The sequence below is a fragment of the Pectobacterium atrosepticum genome, assembly GCF_000740965.1.
In the GTDB taxonomy this organism is placed as follows: domain Bacteria; phylum Pseudomonadota; class Gammaproteobacteria; order Enterobacterales; family Enterobacteriaceae; genus Pectobacterium; species Pectobacterium atrosepticum.
In genome coordinates, this window is sequence record NZ_CP009125.1 from 4,280,486 (window position 1) to 4,297,011 (window position 16,526).

General features: G+C 49.2%; 13 protein-coding genes and 1 tRNA gene. 3 read left to right on the forward strand and 11 right to left on the reverse strand.

Annotated features, from left to right (window positions below; translation table 11 throughout):
• Nucleotides 1-311: 311 nt before the first annotated feature.
• From ahpF to GZ59_RS18900, 3 genes are all read right to left on the reverse strand, one after another.
• The gene (ahpF, locus tag GZ59_RS18890; RefSeq protein WP_039293848.1) at nt 312-1,892 is read right to left on the reverse strand and encodes an alkyl hydroperoxide reductase subunit F; all 1,581 of its coding nucleotides are present in this window, start codon (nt 1,890-1,892) and stop codon (nt 312-314) included.
• Between the two features lie 130 nt (nt 1,893-2,022).
• Nucleotides 2,023-2,586 carry an alkyl hydroperoxide reductase subunit C gene (gene ahpC, locus GZ59_RS18895; RefSeq protein WP_011095436.1) on the reverse strand — a complete coding sequence of 188 codons (564 nt, stop codon included), beginning with the start codon at nt 2,584-2,586 and terminating at the stop codon, nt 2,023-2,025.
• 110 nt (nt 2,587-2,696) lie between these two features.
• Entirely contained in the window at nt 2,697-4,346 is a 1,650-nt protein-coding gene (locus GZ59_RS18900; RefSeq protein WP_039293852.1) for a DUF4153 domain-containing protein, read from the reverse strand.
• Between the two features lie 355 nt (nt 4,347-4,701).
• Here GZ59_RS18900 and GZ59_RS23610 point away from each other — a divergent pair, with 355 nt between their 5' ends.
• A complete protein-coding gene (locus GZ59_RS23610) occupies nt 4,702-5,211 on the forward strand; it encodes a hypothetical protein (protein WP_144243129.1) in 510 nt (169 codons plus the stop codon).
• Between the two features lie 301 nt (nt 5,212-5,512).
• On the opposite strand, the gene GZ59_RS18905 is transcribed toward GZ59_RS23610, so the two are convergent.
• The 6 genes from GZ59_RS18905 to GZ59_RS18930 all read right to left on the reverse strand — a co-directional run bounded on the left by GZ59_RS18905 (nt 5,513) and on the right by GZ59_RS18930 (nt 12,546).
• Nucleotides 5,513-5,588, reverse strand: a tRNA-Gly gene (locus tag GZ59_RS18905).
• A gap of 301 nt (nt 5,589-5,889) precedes the next feature.
• A complete protein-coding gene (locus GZ59_RS18910) occupies nt 5,890-7,368 on the reverse strand; it encodes a hypothetical protein (protein WP_039293855.1) in 1,479 nt (492 codons plus the stop codon).
• 222 nt (nt 7,369-7,590) lie between these two features.
• Nucleotides 7,591-8,517: a D-2-hydroxyacid dehydrogenase gene (locus tag GZ59_RS18915; RefSeq protein ID WP_039293858.1), complete on the reverse strand. Its 927-nt coding sequence runs from the start codon at nt 8,515-8,517 to the stop codon at nt 7,591-7,593.
• A gap of 61 nt (nt 8,518-8,578) precedes the next feature.
• Nucleotides 8,579-10,291 carry a DUF6138 family protein gene (locus GZ59_RS18920; RefSeq protein ID WP_039293861.1) on the reverse strand — a complete coding sequence of 571 codons (1,713 nt, stop codon included), beginning with the start codon at nt 10,289-10,291 and terminating at the stop codon, nt 8,579-8,581.
• 385 nt (nt 10,292-10,676) lie between these two features.
• On the reverse strand, nt 10,677-11,726 hold the full coding sequence (locus GZ59_RS18925) for an NAD(P)-dependent alcohol dehydrogenase (RefSeq protein WP_039293864.1): 1,050 nt from the start codon (nt 11,724-11,726) through the stop codon (nt 10,677-10,679).
• A 202-nt stretch (nt 11,727-11,928) separates the two neighbouring features.
• A complete protein-coding gene (locus GZ59_RS18930; RefSeq protein ID WP_039293866.1) occupies nt 11,929-12,546 on the reverse strand; it encodes a LysE family translocator in 618 nt (205 codons plus the stop codon).
• A 252-nt stretch (nt 12,547-12,798) separates the two neighbouring features.
• Here GZ59_RS18930 and GZ59_RS18935 point away from each other — a divergent pair, with 252 nt between their 5' ends.
• Complete coding sequence (locus tag GZ59_RS18935) at nt 12,799-13,683, forward strand: LysR substrate-binding domain-containing protein (protein ID WP_039293869.1); 885 nt, start codon at nt 12,799-12,801, stop codon at nt 13,681-13,683.
• A 19-nt stretch (nt 13,684-13,702) separates the two neighbouring features.
• A complete protein-coding gene (locus tag GZ59_RS18940; protein ID WP_039293873.1) occupies nt 13,703-14,869 on the forward strand; it encodes an MFS transporter in 1,167 nt (388 codons plus the stop codon).
• Nucleotides 14,870-14,940: 71 nt separating this feature from the next.
• On the opposite strand, the gene GZ59_RS18945 is transcribed toward GZ59_RS18940, so the two are convergent.
• The gene (locus GZ59_RS18945; protein ID WP_043878096.1) at nt 14,941-15,759 is read right to left on the reverse strand and encodes an ABC transporter ATP-binding protein; all 819 of its coding nucleotides are present in this window, start codon (nt 15,757-15,759) and stop codon (nt 14,941-14,943) included.
• On the reverse strand, nt 15,756-16,520 hold the full coding sequence (locus GZ59_RS18950; RefSeq protein ID WP_011095449.1) for an ABC transporter permease: 765 nt from the start codon (nt 16,518-16,520) through the stop codon (nt 15,756-15,758). Before GZ59_RS18950 ends, GZ59_RS18945 begins: the two co-directional genes overlap by 4 nt.
• Nucleotides 16,521-16,526: the final 6 nt, after the last annotated feature.

The window sequence follows — 16,526 nt, forward strand, 5'->3', positions numbered from 1 at the left end:
TAAGAAGAATATTATTTTTTGTATCAATTGATAAAAAATGATGTGAATTGAGGTAACGCTAGCGCTCGAAATACGGTGTTATGTAGAGAGTAAAAACGGACAACAACACAGAGCGGCCAGCATTATGAATTTCTTATTGTCCCTTGGCAAGGGCTGAGCTCTACTTTTTATGATCAAAAGAAAAATTCTACGATGAAAAGCAAAAAAAACGCGGCGATGTCTCTTTTATGAGACATCGCCGCGCGGAAAGTAAAGATCGTCGTCAGAGCAGCAGGAGAGAGGCGAATGTGCCCCTCACCCATAGGCCGATATTACGCACGAGTTCTGATGAGGTAATCAAATGCGCTCAAGGACGCTTTTGCTCCTTCACCCGTCGCGATGATGATCTGTTTATACGGCACCGTAGTACAGTCGCCAGCAGCAAAGACACCTTTCACACTGGTTTCACACTTGGCATCGATCTCAATTTCACCGATGCGGTTTCTGGCCACGGTACCTTCCAGCCAGTGGGTGTTAGGCAACAGGCCTATTTGCACGAAGATCCCTTCCAGCGGTAAATCGTGTACCGCATCGGTAATACGATCTTTGTAGCTCAGACCCGTCACTTTCTGTCCATCGCCTTTCACTTCTGTGGTTTGCGCATTCAGGATGATATCAACGTTCGGCAGGCTACGTACTTTCTCCTGCAATACCGAATCCGCTTTCAGTTCCGGTGCAAACTCAAGTAGCGTGACATGTTTCACCACGCCAGCCAGATCGATAGCCGCTTCTACACCGGAGTTTCCGCCACCAATCACCGCGACGTGCTTGCCTTTAAACAACGGTCCATCACAGTGTGGGCAGTACGTTACGCCACGCGTACGATACTGATCTTCGCCAGGGACATTCATGTTTCTCCAGCGCGCGCCAGTCGCAATGATCACGCTACGCGCTTTCAGCGTCGCGCCGGATACGGTGATCACCTGATGCGGTTTACCCGGTTCGCCGCCGGGAATTAAGGCTTCTGCACTCTGCGCGTCGATAACATCGACATCATAGTCGTCAACATGGCTCTTCAACGCGGTCGCCAGTTTGGCACCTTCCGTTTTCGGGACGGAAATATAGTTTTCGATATCAACGGTATCCAGCACCTGACCGCCAAAGCGTTCGCCGACTAACCCAGTGCGGATGCCTTTACGCGCCGAATAGACCGCCGCAGCCGCGCCTGCTGGGCCGCTACCGATGATTAACACATCATAGACATCACGCTGGTTCAGCTTATCAACCTGCTTAGCGCCCGCGCCGGTATCGATTTTAGTCACAATCTCTGCGAGGCTTGTCCGCCCCTGACTGAAGTGTTCGCCGTTCAGGAAAATGGTGGGGACGCCCATGACATTACGGCTTTGAATCTCATCCTGGAACACGCCACCGTCTATTGCGGTATGGGTGATATTTGGGTTCAAAACCGCCATTAAATTCAGCGCCTGCACCACGTCCGGGCAGTTGTGGCAGGACAGCGAGTAATACGTTTCAAAATGGAACGAACCGTCAAGATTACGGATTTGATCGAGTAATTCTTTCGCTTCTTTCGACGGATGTCCACCCACCTGCAATAACGCCAGAATCAGGGAGGTAAATTCGTGTCCCATCGGTGCACCGGCAAAACGCGGGCCGCTTTGGGAGCCTGGATTAGTAATCAAAAAAGAAGGCTTACGTGCTGGCTGGCCATTCTTTTCAACCACTGTATTATTTTCAATAAAGCTTACCTGATTAGACAACTCGGCGATCTCGGTCAGCAAGGTTCTGACTTCAGCAGATTGAGCGGAATCATCCAGAGTCGCAATTAACTCAACAGGTTTGGTTAATTTTTCCAGATAGGCTTTCAACTGGACTTTCATCGTATTGTCGAGCATCGGTCGTCCTTAATTAGGCAAATTGGTACAAAGGCAAAATCATGCAGGGTGCTGGCCCGAAAAGGAGCCGGGCCATAAAAGTCGGGTGCAATGCACCCGACAAAACAGCTATGTTTTCCGTGGTGTTAGCTTAGATTTTGCCAACCAGATCCAGAGAAGGAGCCAGCGTAGCCTCGCCCTCTTTCCACTTGGCTGGGCACACTTCGCCTGGGTGAGAAGCAACGTACTGAGCCGCTTTCACTTTGCGCAGCAGGTCAGAGGCATCGCGACCAATACCTTCAGCCGTGATTTCTACTGCCTGGATGATGCCCTGTGGGTCAACGATGAACGTACCGCGATCGGCCAGACCTTCTGCTTCGCGCATGTTTTCAAAGTTACGCGTCAGTTGACCCGTTGGGTCACCGATCATGGTGTATTTAATTTTACCAATGGTTTCAGAGGTGCTGTGCCACGCTTTGTGCGTGAAGTGGGTGTCGGTGGAAACAGAGTAAATTTCCACGCCACGCTGTTGGAATTCGTCGTAGTAGTCAGCGACATCACCCAGTTCGGTCGGACAGACAAACGTAAAGTCAGCCGGATAGAAGAAGAACACGCTCCATTTGCCTTCGATGTTCTTCTCAGTCACTTCGATGAATTGACCGTCTTTGAAAGACATATTTTTGAATGGTTTAACTTGGGTATTAATTACTGACATCACTTTATCCTCATGTGTTTTCGCATGTGACTAAAGTACAGAAATGTGATCGCTATCACCAATCCGTTGTCTTTATCGAATCAATAAGTAATACCTAACTTGACGCCGAATCAGGGATACGTGATCTCCATATTCTGGTCGCCGATTCTGACGGTTTTGAAGCGTGGCGTAACAACCTCAACCTCACCGTCCTTAATCAGCTCAATCAGCTGCTGCGTACCTATGGTGCCAAACAGGTTGGCTGCAATCTGCCACTGTCCTTTTTCATCGCGAGCAAGGATCTTGCCACCGCCTCCCCAGCCAGCCCGAGGAAAAATGAGCACTTCGTTATGGCCATCACCCGTCAAATCAATCGCAAAGAGCAGGCAAGCTTCCTCTCTGCATCGGTTACCCAGATTATTGCTCTGCAACATGCTTTCAACCCCGTCTTCCAACGGACCCACCCATTCAACCTGAACAGGACGAACTTTTGCTGCTCGCCCCTGCAACCGATCGCGCAGTGCCTGACGCCCTGTAGCATCCAGTATTCGGTCTTGCTCCAATTCTTTATTCAGCCAGATAAACTGCTTCCTGCCCGCAGTTCCCAGCTCATCGCGCAGCGCCCATAGATCGAACTCATCGACCGGCGTTTTTCCACTAAGCAGGCGCTGAACCTGATTTCTCGCGCTAAACGCCTCTGGGTTTAACAACGGCGTATGCAGCAATATCACCAGAACGCAGATGACGGCAGCGAGCAGCGGATTGCTCGTGCGCAAATGTCCCAACCAGACATCTGAGCGACGAATGACAGCCCACACCATCGCCAGACTGTAAAGCATCACGATTGCCACCACGAAGATCGACTGAAAGCGGAAAGGCGTCAGGCCATACTGTTCGATGCGCAGCCAGCTGGAATAGCCCGCCAACGCGACCAAAACAGGCAGACACAGCACGCTGACACTAACCAGCACGCGCAGCATCGTCGGATAAGTGCGCCCTTCGTTATCATCCTGAGACGTGCAGTTGATCAAAAAGAGGTTCACGCCCACCAAGCACAGCAGAATGACGGTGGAACGACCGGTATTCCATATCGGCTCCAATCCGCTAAAAGGCAGCGTCAAGGTAAAAACCACCGTGATCAACGCACTAAACGGCAACAAGAAACGGCACGCCGATAACAGGATTCCACGCAACAACCCAATCACCGCTTCCTTGCTCATTCCGATATACATGCCGATAGAAAACACCACCGGCAAGAGCAGCATATAGAATCGATAATGACCGAATACTTTATTAACCTGCGGGAAACCCAACATGTTAAACAGCATGCCGCACAGTACGAGCAGCAGCACGACTACCAGCACTAATAGCCAGGCCAATAGCACAGTAAAAATAGCGATCCAAGCGTGTTTACAGAGTGCTTCATAGGACGGCCATCGCCCTTCCTGGGTTGGCCAACAGCAAATAAACGTACAGGCGATATAACCGAGGAGAGTGCCACACAATATCCAAGAATCCAGCAGCCGGAATAATCCACTTTCAGAAAGAACCCAGCCGCTGATTGCAGTCATCAGCACGGTTAGCACGCTGGCCAATAGCCACGTCTTTTTCAAGAAGAGCGTACGCTCCAGCCATTGCAGACTGATTCCGCCAACCGTCGCCATCGTTATCAACATTGCCTGAAGAACGCCTTCTTTCATTTCGAGCGCGGCAACAAGCAAAAGTCCCTGAAGCAGGCCAATAACCAGATAAAACCTTAACGATGGGGAACGAACAGGCATGGCAAATCCTTTTATCGATGAACTCGTCATGTACCGAGCTATTGGTGTACTGCTTTTTTCACCGCTCGAATGATGCGAGGTAGAGAGATAAATACAATTCAAATAATAACCAAATTTTCTACACTTACCACATTAAACGGCACTGATAATTGAGAAAATGTTGAAGCTGGCATGTCGTTAATATATTATTTCCCACAAGAAAGGATATTTACAGTGCTCGTCAGAGATATGTATATACACATAAAAAAGCGATAATAATTAACAAATCACACTACGAATAGTAATGAGTATTTATCTTTTATCGGCATCTCCCATTAATATGGGAAACCATGTAATCACATAAAAAAGTGAACTTATGTCAAAAACAGAAATTGCTACATTTGTATCAGAACTTTTAGCAGCAGCAGCGATAGTTGTATCTGCAGGAGCTTATTGCTGGGATTATTTCTATGCCAGCAATAAGGTTTCGGTGTCATTATCTACCGTTTCTAGCACATCATCTGATATGTCATTGCTTATTTCTAATACAGGGCAGATCGATATTGCAATAAAAAGAATTTTTATAACCGTACCTGATTATAAAAACATCAACAATGAAGTAGTTATAGAAAAAGGGGGGATATTTCTTCCTAAACAATCATCCATTCTTCTCAAATCACAAAAATCTAACTTAAGTAGTTCAGTTCGTTATGAGAAAAAAAGTTCAGAACCATCGGTTTATAATATTCAAACGGCGACAACTGATTGTTTGGTTAACGTTGAAGTTGTAGCATCAAGTGAAAAATCAACCACTACTCCATCGACCAAGATGGAATGCATTGCGGCATCAGTCGTTGAGTGGGAACAAATGGTGTTGAGTAAATAACGACACTTTATATCGTGTATTCATAATCTACATAATTTTTCATGGTAATAGTTGTCGATTCTCTTTATTGACACTATGCCCGAATCGGGGCTCTAGAGGTCACGGACAGTGTAACGCGCACAGGGAAGGGGCTCAGCAAACACCCCAACCCATAACCGTCTGACTTTATTGTAGTAATTTTTTAGTACTTCGGCGTGCTAGACGGTGGTTTTAAGCGGACTTTGCTGGATGCTAAAGGAGCGATTATCTTGTTGAATCGGAGAGCTACAGACTTTCATTGACGTCTATAGTACAAAAACTTTGGAGCGGGAAACGAGACTCGAACTCGCGACCCCGACCTTGGCAAGGTCGTGCTCTACCAACTGAGCTATTCCCGCATAGAATCGGATTTATTATCTTTTACTTTCAGCAAAAAGCAAACCCTGCTGAAACCAAAACTAATTAACCCTGCTAAATCGCATGTAACCTAATGAATTACATCACTATTTACTGACATGGCGATTCGACGGTCAGCATTATGTACCAATCAACCTAACGTGGCAACCCCTTTTCACTGAAAAACATTGCCGTACACGTACAGCCTCAACCAACTCAGTGCTATGGAGGCAAAACCATAAGCCCGCCTCCACAACCAGACCGCCTAAAGTAAGGCGGCCCGATCTTTCATTTGCTTGCGTATCAAGATTTTACGCTTTTCAACAAAGTTTGCTTGCAGATATGCCCAAATGTGACGTGAGTTGAGTTATTGCCACCCACACCAACGCCACTCTGATCTGGGATTTCAATGCGCCATCCACCCACATCGTAGGTTGTTCTCCACGTATTGATGTAGCCCTGACTGTAGTCCTGGAACTGTGTAGTGTAATCGGCATAACAGTTATCCAATTTCACAGATCCCGAAGCACTCCCGTTTGCACCCGTTATTATCCCGTGGTCAGTGTTCGGGCCAAAGTCCAGAATTCCATTATTTTCTCGTTGATTGAGTCTAAGAATTACAACAATATTTGGAATACCAGCCCCGGTTGAATCAGCCAGTGTAACTTGCCAGGTAACATCCCGATAGGCTTGCGTGGTCATAAAACCATAAGCCGTTGGTGCTGCATTTGGAATACGCAGAACGGTGCTTTCCCCCGAAACAGAATGGCTAAACCTGGCAATTTTGGAGCCTAAAGTCAGCTTATATTTCTGAGAAACGGTCGGTAATCGTGATGGATTAGGCAATACTCTAACCAAAATCTTTTCATTCAGTTGAGATGGAGTGATGGTAATTTCCTGTCCGGTATTACGGGTTGTCCAGGTGTTCCCTCCATCAGCGGAAGACGCCAGTAACCAGTTGTTATTGGTTCCGCTCGTCAATCCATTCAAGCTAAGTAAAACTTGCTGGCCACGTATTGCAGTAAATACATAGTAATCCGCATCAGAATCGCTATCAGAATTAGCTTCAATTTTATTCAGGTTATCAGGCAGCGGGAAGGCCAGAGAGGGAATATCATTTAACTCATACGCATCGACATCTGTATTAACGATGGCACCAAAATTAAAACCAGAACCATCTGCTGTCTTGGCCTCCATGAACCAATAATAGTGTCCCGGTTGTGTTAAATCCAGCGTAGCCTCATCAGCATTCCCTTCTTGATCAGAATAATTAATTGCCGTCACATTATTCTGGCCATCGTCCCGCATCAAACTGAGCGCAATATCTGTTTCAGGACTCATTCCTACGACGAAAGCGGTTGTTTTAGAACGCTGGGTAATTTCAAAATGATAACAAGCGCTACCCCCACTTTGCAGCCCATCCAGCGTATAAATTGAGTTTACTGAAAGTGTCGGACACAGAGGAGTGAATGAACTGTCATTGGCCAGAGCCTGATTGCTTGATAATGACTTTTTTTGTGCGCTTTTGGCATCAGTCTGTGCACTTGATGCATTAGGGGTAATAACGACAACCCCCTCATTTTCGGCTTTGTGAAACTTATAATAACTTCCGGCATCCGCTTGCATACTATTTGGTGCATCAAAGAGAGAAACTGTGCCTTTTTTTTGCAGTTTCCCGATATCCTTCACTTCCACGGAAACGCTGGTTTCTGCAAACGCAGAACCCATGCAGAATACCAATCCGGCTGCCGCGAGGTATAAATTTAAACGATGATATTTCATCCCAATATTTCCTTATTTTTGAGTATTTTCAAATAAAAAGCAGACTTATTATTTATAAATTAACAAACATTGGATTTTAAGCGAGCATAGTATTGCATCGACATGAAAAATAATCTCAATGAATTTTTACAAAAATATTTAAAATGAAATTATTTTAAATGAGTGAATTACAATTATTATTAAGGTAATTAATTCACTCGTTTTAATTTTCCAGATAATCATTTAATACTCACGACTAAAATCTACCTCTCCACGCAGCGTATTATCAGCATGGAAGCGAGAGAAATTATCGAGAAATAACCTTCCCATCAGCCCCGGCACCATCGGTCCGGCAATGTGTGCCGTTAACGTCAGGTTCGGTGTTTTCCAGAACGGGTGGCTGTAAGGCAACGGCTCTTGCCTGAATACATCCAGTACCGCGCCTGCAATCTGCGCATCACGTAGCGCCGATCGCAAATCATCATCAACGACAGCACTACCGCGCCCGACATTGATAAACAGTGCCGAAGGCTTCATGGCCGCAAAAAAATTAGCATCATAGATATCGGTAGTCGCCGAGGTATCTGGCAGAAGGTTGATGACATAATCAGCCTCCGGCACCGCGGCGGGCAGTTCCGCAAGGCTCATGATCCGTTTAAAATCAGGCCGCAGTCTTGGCGTACTAACAATGCCGTATAGCTCGACGCCAAAAGGCCGTAGAAAACCTGCGACTTCACAGCCGATCTCCCCTGCACCAACAATCAGCACGTTTTTATCTGCCAGCGAGCCCGGCAAGCGATGATCCCAGCGCCGTTCTTCCTGACTGACTTGCCGTTCCCCCAGACGCAACTCATGTCTGAGCATATAGGCAATCACATATTCGGCTATCGGTTGCCCAAACACGCCAACAGCGCGGCTTAAACGATAATCTCGCGGTAGCCCATCAGCCAACAACGGCTTGAACCCTGCCCAGGTAGACTGTAGCCACTTCGGCTTGGCTCCCTGAGCCAGTAATGCTGCTGCGGTGTCAGGTTCCCCCAACCAAATCGGACAACTCGCGGCCTGCTCTGCCGTACCGTTTGACAGCACCAGCTCAAGCTCCGGTGCCCCATGATTTAAGATGGAGCCGATTTCATCAGCACGCGAGTCCAGCAGCAGAATAGCGGTCATAAGCACGTTCCTTTACGGGGTGAGGCACCTGCGCCGCCCCCCAATATTGTCATCATTACATTTAAGATTCGGCCGAAGCCTGAATGAGCGACGTCAATAACGCGCCGCGCTTCGATTCTGATTTCTTCACCAGTGCGGCGAGCTTTTTGGCATTGCCCCAGATGAGATATAAGATATGTTCTATCACAGCAGGTTCTCGCCTCCGCACCTCTTCGACCAGTTGTTCGAACAAAGCATCACCTTCTAGTGCGGGCAACATGTTCAACTTTAGGCTTTCCGTCGCGTGGCTCAGACAGGCAACCAGCGCCACCACGTTCTGTGCCATCACGCCATGCTTATCGAAAAACGCATGGATGAAGCCAACGTGTACCGATTGGTGCTCGTCATCCACGCTTTCCATATAATCTTTTACGAGCGGGAAATACCCTGCATCGGTCAGACCCAGTCCGAATACCGCATAGCTTCCCGGCATGCTGCACTTCTCGCCTTCCGAATCGGCATACCATTCAAATTTCTCAATCGCAGCACGCGCATAATCCTCAAGAGGCGGATGGATCGATGCATACTGCAACGCGTTAGCAAAAAAGCGATGGGTATCCGATTTTGCTAACCCTTTGATGGGAAGGTACTGTCGCGCCGACGATTTCAGGATAATCTTGTAACTCTTTGGAAAACCAAACATCAGTAAACGCGTGATGAAAAGCAGCGACTGCTCATACGCTTCAGTACTTTCCTTACGAACACGTATCGTGATGGTAGAAAACACATCATTCGCCACGCATTCCACCCATTCATTTTTCAGGTTGATCAGCGCTTGTTCAAATGTGCCGCTTCCCTCTTCCATCATGCTTACCGCACGCGGATGGCCCAACTGCTTCGCGATATCCAGATATTCCAGAGCCTGGGATTTACTGTAGGAAGGTTCATAACGCAGAATCATGACTGCCGCATAAAGCACTAATTCAACAGGGTGAAGCGTTTGTGGATCCTGCAAATCCAATGCGATACCGGGTTTGAGGGTATAGATTTCCGGTTCGGAAAAATATTCGGACTGAGACACGTCGCAATAGCGCAACAAAAACTGCTGATCGACCCATCCTTTTAACGCACCGACGATTCTGCGCCGATGTTCCAACAATTCTGCATGTCCTGCATTTCGCTGCTGAATTTTTTCAAACTGAGTCATGATCCAATGGATATCCTGCGAGGGGAAAAGCTGTACATCAAGCAGGTGGCGAGCCAGAAAGAAAGTTTGCAGCGTCTCAGTCGGCGCATTGCCATGAGTAAGATGCTGCTCGATATAGACGTAAATAGACTCAAGTAGCTGCTGTTTTTTCACCTCGTTGGTGAACGTAAATAGCGTAACCAGCAGACGACCTTCGATTGCCGGGAGTACGGCACGGAAGCAAAACCGATAGTCAATCACCGCAGTATCTGCCAGTTTCTGTACCCGCAGGGCAATAGCCTGAGTCAGCGCAGGAACCACATATTCCTCTATCTGCGCAACACTCAATTCCCCTTTTCGGCTACCGGGCGACAGCCCGTCTGCGTCACTTTTTGATTCAGAGGATATTGACGTCCGGCCCGGCGCATAATCCAGTACCACATCGTTATGGATACCCGCTTGCAGCGTTGTTCGCGATACGATCTTATCCACACCGACTCTTTTCTCCAACGCGTCAAACCATTCGCTGATAGCCTTAAGCGATTCATCCCGCAAAGGTAGTTCGTGCTGTGGTGATACCCCGGTTTCGTTTGAGTAACTATCCGCCATTTCTCTCTTTTTCCTTTTTATCGCAGATGAAACTTTACCCCAAAAAACAGTATTGATGGTGTTTACCAATCGCCGAAGGTAGCACGAAGCACGCTATTTTTTGCCTTTCCCGTTATCCCATAACAGTGAGGTGTAGCGAAGATAGCAGGAGAGCTAAACCAAGATAAACGTCCGTTTTAACTGATCCTTTTCGTTGCTATAGATAAGGAAAATCAACGTGTTGGTGTAAGGATGGATAGTACCGACGGATAGTAGCGCATCCACATTTCTTTAGTGACAGGAAATTACGATGGGTTGGTTTTTCTCAGATGTAGAGAAGGCGTGATCAATCATCCTGTGATAACCCCACAGCACCGAGAAGTGGGTGCTGTGGGACACAGGCTAATCAGGCACTCAGCGTGGCGTTATCAATGACAAAGCGATATTTCACATCACCTTTGAGCATCCGCTCGTAGGCCTCATTGATTTCGTCAGCCCGGATCAGCTCAATATCTGAAACAATCCCGTGCTCGGCACAAAAATCCAGCATCTCCTGCGTCTCAGGAATGCCACCAATCATCGATCCCGCCACCGTACGACGCTTCATGATCAGATTGAACACGTTGGGAGAAGGATGTGGCGACGCAGGCGCACCGACTAGCGTCAACGCACCATCTCGTTTCAGCAGGACCAGAAATGCATCCAGATCGTGCGGAGCGGCCACGGTATTCAGGATTAAATCGAAGCTGCCTGCATGCGCCGCCATTTCCTCGGCATTACGAGACACCACAACCTCGTTTGCCCCCAGCGCTTTTGCATCTTCACGTTTGGATTCAGACGTGGTGAACGCCACGACATAGGCCCCCATCGCATGCGCCAGTTTGATCCCCATGTGGCCAAGCCCGCCGATCCCCACAACACCAACCTTCTTACCCGGCCCTGCATTCCAGTGCCGCAGCGGTGAATAGGTGGTAATTCCGGCGCACAGCAGAGGCGCGACGGCAGCCAGCTCTGCCTCAGTATGGCGGACACGCAGCACATAGCGCTCATGCACGACGATTTGTTGGGAGTAGCCGCCAAGCGTCCATCCAGGTTCGTCTGCTGTCGGGCCGTTATACGTGCCGACCATCCCGTCACAGTAGTTCTCTAAACCCTCATCGCATTCTTCACAGTGCCGACAACTGTCCACGATGCAGCCGATCCCGGCCAGATCGCCAGCCTTAAAAGCGGAAACATGTGGCCCTACCGCAGACACCCTTCCGACAATTTCATGTCCAGGTACGCAGGGAAACTGCGTTCCAGCCCATTCAGCACGCACCTGATGCAGGTCCGAATGGCAAATACCGCAGTACGCAATCTCAATCTGAACATCATGAGCTCCCGGCGCACGTCGGACGATCTTCAACGGCTCAAGAGGTTTGTCGCCCGCATGGGCTCCATACGCGTGTACAAGCATGGCTATTTCCTTTTCTGTTGAGAAACCGATCAAGTTGAAAAACAGGTTATGTCGAGAAACACGCTATTTTCCTAAATCCTCTCTGCAAACAGGTATAGCATTCCGACTGTTTTCTTGCCCGATCCTCCATTTCTTTATGCGCAGGCTATCGCACTTAGAAGTCGCGTTTATTGCAGGCCGTTTTATTTCCCGCTGTTATCCCTCAGAGAGTCATTTTGGTAAACGCCAGAGAAGCACCTAAAGCAATCAGGGCAATACCAATACCTTTGTCGACCAGACGCTGGCGGTCGATCAGCCGACGACGCATAGCCGGTGCAGCAAAAAACAGCGCAACAATACTGAACCAGACCCAGTGCGCCACCGACATGAATAACCCGTAGCCAAAATTATGGCTCATTGGGCTGCCGGGCTGCACGACCTGGGTATAGGTGGCGACGACAAACAGCATCGTTTTCGGGTTAAGCGCATTGGTGAGAAAGCCCATACGAAACGCAGCCAGCGATGATGGTGCATGACCGGATGCCTCTTCTAATTTTATTTTTGTCGTATTGGTTAATGATTTATACCCCAGATAAATCAGATATGACGCCCCCAGAATTTTCATCGCCATAAATATCATCGGGGAGTTAACAATGAATACCGCGATGCCAAAAACGGTATACATCACATGAACTTGGACGCCGCAGGCAATGCCAAACGCGCTGAGTAACCCGGCACGCGAGCCAAACGCATAGCTATTTCGGGTGACCATAGCAAAATCTGGCCCAGGGCTGATAACCGCCAAAATAGTGATCGTCGCGACGGCAATTAACTCATTCATTCACGTTTTCCTTGTTCGGTAAACCATCATCTTTCACGATGATTTTGCACAGATGGGTAGCGGGTGGATTAGAAGAGACATACAGCGACTGTAGTTGCCATACGGCTATCAACCGCACTACTCCCACAATATCGCCTCACTATTTAAGCTATTACGCTTCTTCCTGCTTGAAGACAGTGTGATTATTCAGCGTTTGCATGTGTCAAAAAAGCGATTTATCTTGGTGTAAATCTGTCAAATTTCATCGTGTATATGAAACTTCCCTCATTAGCCTCTTTTCGCTTCTTTGAAGCAGCCGCACAAACAGGTAGCTTTGTTAAAGCCGCCGAGTCCCTGCATGTCACGCACGGTGCAGTCAGCAGACAAATTAGGTTGCTGGAAGACGCGCTAGGGGTTGAGCTGTTTGAACGACGCAATCGAGCGATCTTTTTGAACGCGGCAGGCCGTTCTTTGCACACGGTCACACAGTCCGTCTTTGAGCAGCTTGAAGGGGCGGTATATCGGCTACAGCAAGGTGCGCAGGATGATGTACTGACGCTGTCATGCGAACCCACCATTGCCATGAAATGGCTGATTCCGCGACTGCCTGCTTTTAATCAGGCGAATCCCGATATCAAACTTCATCTGGTCGCAGCGGGCGGGCCGATTGATTTCGTGCGTAGCCGCGTTGATCTCGCCCTGCGGCGTGACGATTTTCACTGGGAGCCGCACACGCATGGAATAAAAGTGTGTGACGAATGGATGGGGCCAGTAAGTCGCAATAAAGCCGAGCGTAAGGACAGTCTGGAGGGAGTGCGTTTGCTTTATACCGGAACGCGCCCAAGAGCGTGGGCAACGTGGCAGCGACAGACTCACATCTCCCTCAAAGGCAGCGTCAGAGCTGACTATGAGCATTTTTATCTGTGCATTCAGGCTGCGGTTTCAGGGTTAGGCATGGCAATGGCGTCTTTCCTGATGGTGCAAGACGAGATTGGGAGCGGACAATTGCATGCACCGTATGGATTTGCGCGGGATGGCTCTGCTTATTACTTGTTATCGCCCGTTCCCATTGAGCAAAATGAAAAATATGCACGATTTCACATGTGGCTGATGCAGGAGGTTTCCACCTGCCTTTCTGGAGTTGAAGACCCTTGTTAACACGCGTACTGGAAGCACAATGACTGCCCATTCCCGTGAATCTAATTTCACGACACTGAACATGATTATTGCCGCCTCCCTCGTGGGGTTAGTCACTGGATACACACTGCCGCTAATCAGTTTGAAGCTGGCCGAGCACGGGCACAGCACGACGACGCTGGGTATTCTGGCTGCACTCCCAGCGGCGGGAATGATGCTCTCATCCTTTGTTACGCCGTGGCTCAGCCGTCACCTGCACGCCAGATATCTGTTATCCGGCAGCCTGATGGTTCTGGCAGCAGCAACCGTAGCTTCATTCCTGCTATCGCATCCTGTCTCGCTCATTTTGCCCCGCCTGTTAACCGGTCTTGCCGCGGGGATCCTTGTGGTACTGGGAGAAACTTGGGTCACCAGCCGAGCGTCAGACAAACATAAAGCGACACTGACGGGGCTGTATGCCTCCGTTTTCACGGGGTGTCAGCTGATAGGGCCGCTGCTTATTGCCGCTGGTGAGACTATTCAAACCTATGCGCTATGGCTGATTTGCGGCATATGTGGCGCCTGTGCGCTTATGCTGAGGAATTGCGCCAGCATGGTTCGAGCCGATGATCCGTCCTCGGCGTCTTATCGGGACTTTATCCCTTTTCTACCCGCGATGGCTTCTGGCGTACTCTGCTTCTCCTTCTTTGACGCCAGCATATTGTCGCTCTTTCCGCTCTACGGCATGGCGCAGGGGCTGGACGAAAAATCCGCGATCTTATTAGTCACACTCATCTTTCTCGGTGATGCCTTGTTTCAAATGCCGATTGGCTGGCTGGCGGACAAATGCGGCATCATAAAAACCCACATCTGCTGCGGCGTCCTTTTCTGTGTGATGCTGATAAGTACCGCCTTCTCGTTTTCCTCGCCCTCACTGTTGGCGTCAGCCTGCATCGCGCTGGGTGCGGCAGCGGGCGGGCTTTACACGTTATCTCTGGTTCGGGCCGGTCAACGATTTGCCGGTCAGCGGCTGATTATGATGAATGCTCTTCTGGGGCTGGTGTGGTCTGCGGGCAGTATCTCCGGGCCGCTGTTCTCCGGCGCAGCGATGACGTTTTACGGTTACGACGGCCTCATCGTCCTATTGCTACTCATCGGCGTGTTGTTTGTCGGCATACAGAGCGTATTAAGAAAAGAACACATACCGCGTTCGCTGAGTGAAGAGTGAGGAGTGAATGTTCGCGGTCTGTCTCCCAAACCCATTGCAGTTTGGGAGGCAGAAGGCCAGATCGGTGTTCCCTATGCGGCCATTTCGCGTTTGAATACTTCCAGCGTGTGCGCCTTGACGCGAATAAACTCTGGATCGCTCATCACCTCCGCGCCGCGCGGACGCACTAAATCGAAAGGAACAATCTCCGACACTGTCGTTGGCCGACGCGTCAGCAGCAGAATTTCGTCCGCCAGAAACACTGCATCCTCCAAATCATGTGACACGATGACCATCGTCACGCCGGTTGCCAACTGAACCTCTTGCAGCTTGTCGCGGATGAACAGCGTCATTTCAAAATCCAGCGCCGAGAACGGCTCATCCAGAAACATGACCTCCGGCCCCGTCGCTAGCGCCCGCATAATACACACCGTCTGCTGCTGTCCGCCCGACAGTTCATACGGGTAGCGCTGAAGGTCGAAACGAATATCAAACATCGCAATCAGTTCATCCATGCGCGTCTGAACATCCTGTTTGCGCATTCCACTGCGCACCAGAGGGTAAGCAATGTTTTTCCAGGCACTCATCCAGGGAAAAAGCGCATCACGATAGTTTTGAAACACATACCCAATTCTGGTTTCCGCCAGCGTTTTGCCGTCAAACAAGATATCGCCACTATCGACGGGAATCAGCCCGGCAATCATGTTCATCAGCGTCGATTTACCACAGCCGTTCGGCCCGAAAATAGACACGATCTTGCCGCGCGGCAAATCCAGATTAAGGTCGGTATAAAGCGGCTGACCCGCAAACGACTTGTTCAAGCCGCGGATGGTAACGTGAGTGTTCGGTGCCGGGTAAGGCGGCAACGGCGTATCCAATTTTTCCACTTGCGCAGTACGAGGTGTCATCATGCTTTGCCACTCCAGTGAACAATTCGTTTTTCTGCTATTAAAAACAGCACGTTAAGCAGATATCCCAGTGCGCCGGTAATCAGAATAGAAGCGTACATATCCCGAATATTGAATACCTGCTGAGCATCAATGATGCGGTGCCCCAACCCCGTTTCGGAACCGATAAACATCTCCGCGACAATCACGATCACCAACGCCATCGACACGCCGGTACGCAGGCCGACAAAGGTTTGTGCCAGGCTTTCGAGCAGCATGATGTCTTTAAAAATATGCCAGCGGGAGATCCCCATCACCTGTGCCGCCATCAGACGGGTTTTCTTTGCATTCATCACGCCATAAGCGCTGTTGAACAGAATCACCAGCACGGCGGCAAAAGCTGAAATGGCAATTTTATTCGCGTCGGTTATCCCAAAAATCAGCAAAAATAGCGGAATCAGCGCTGACGATGGCGTTGAGCGGAAGAAATCGATCAGAAACTCCAGACTGCGGTAAATCTTTTCATTACTGCCCAGAATAACGCCTAGCGGCACGCCAATCAGTGCAGCAAAACCAAATGCGGCGAGCGTACGGTATAGCGTCGCGCCGATATCCGTACGCATGCTGACATCCGCGAAGGACTGGAACATATAGCTCAACGTGTCGACCGGCGAAGGTAATAAAATGGGGTTCAACCATTTCGCACTGACCGCCAATTGCCAAAAGAGAAACAGCAGAATCGGGCCGACAGCGGGTAGTAATTTAGACGTCCAATGCTCACGCATAATCGC

Coding starts and splice junctions, on each gene's coding strand:
- ahpF (WP_039293848.1), bottom strand. CDS start 1,892: ATGCTCGACAATACGATGAAAGTCCAGTTGAAAGCCTATCTGGAAAAA.
- GZ59_RS18915 (WP_039293858.1), bottom strand. CDS start 8,517: ATGACCGCTATTCTGCTGCTGGACTCGCGTGCTGATGAAATCGGCTCC.
- GZ59_RS23610 (WP_144243129.1), top strand. CDS start 4,702: ATGTCAAAAACAGAAATTGCTACATTTGTATCAGAACTTTTAGCAGCA.
- GZ59_RS18940 (WP_039293873.1), top strand. CDS start 13,703: ATGACTGCCCATTCCCGTGAATCTAATTTCACGACACTGAACATGATT.
- GZ59_RS18925 (WP_039293864.1), bottom strand. CDS start 11,726: ATGCTTGTACACGCGTATGGAGCCCATGCGGGCGACAAACCTCTTGAG.
- GZ59_RS18910 (WP_039293855.1), bottom strand. CDS start 7,368: ATGAAATATCATCGTTTAAATTTATACCTCGCGGCAGCCGGATTGGTA.
- GZ59_RS18935 (WP_039293869.1), top strand. CDS start 12,799: ATGAAACTTCCCTCATTAGCCTCTTTTCGCTTCTTTGAAGCAGCCGCA.
- GZ59_RS18920 (WP_039293861.1), bottom strand. CDS start 10,291: ATGGCGGATAGTTACTCAAACGAAACCGGGGTATCACCACAGCACGAA.
- GZ59_RS18900 (WP_039293852.1), bottom strand. CDS start 4,346: ATGCCTGTTCGTTCCCCATCGTTAAGGTTTTATCTGGTTATTGGCCTG.
- GZ59_RS18950 (WP_011095449.1), bottom strand. CDS start 16,520: ATGCGTGAGCATTGGACGTCTAAATTACTACCCGCTGTCGGCCCGATT.
- ahpC (WP_011095436.1), bottom strand. CDS start 2,586: ATGTCAGTAATTAATACCCAAGTTAAACCATTCAAAAATATGTCTTTC.
- GZ59_RS18945 (WP_043878096.1), bottom strand. CDS start 15,759: ATGATGACACCTCGTACTGCGCAAGTGGAAAAATTGGATACGCCGTTG.
- GZ59_RS18930 (WP_039293866.1), bottom strand. CDS start 12,546: ATGAATGAGTTAATTGCCGTCGCGACGATCACTATTTTGGCGGTTATC.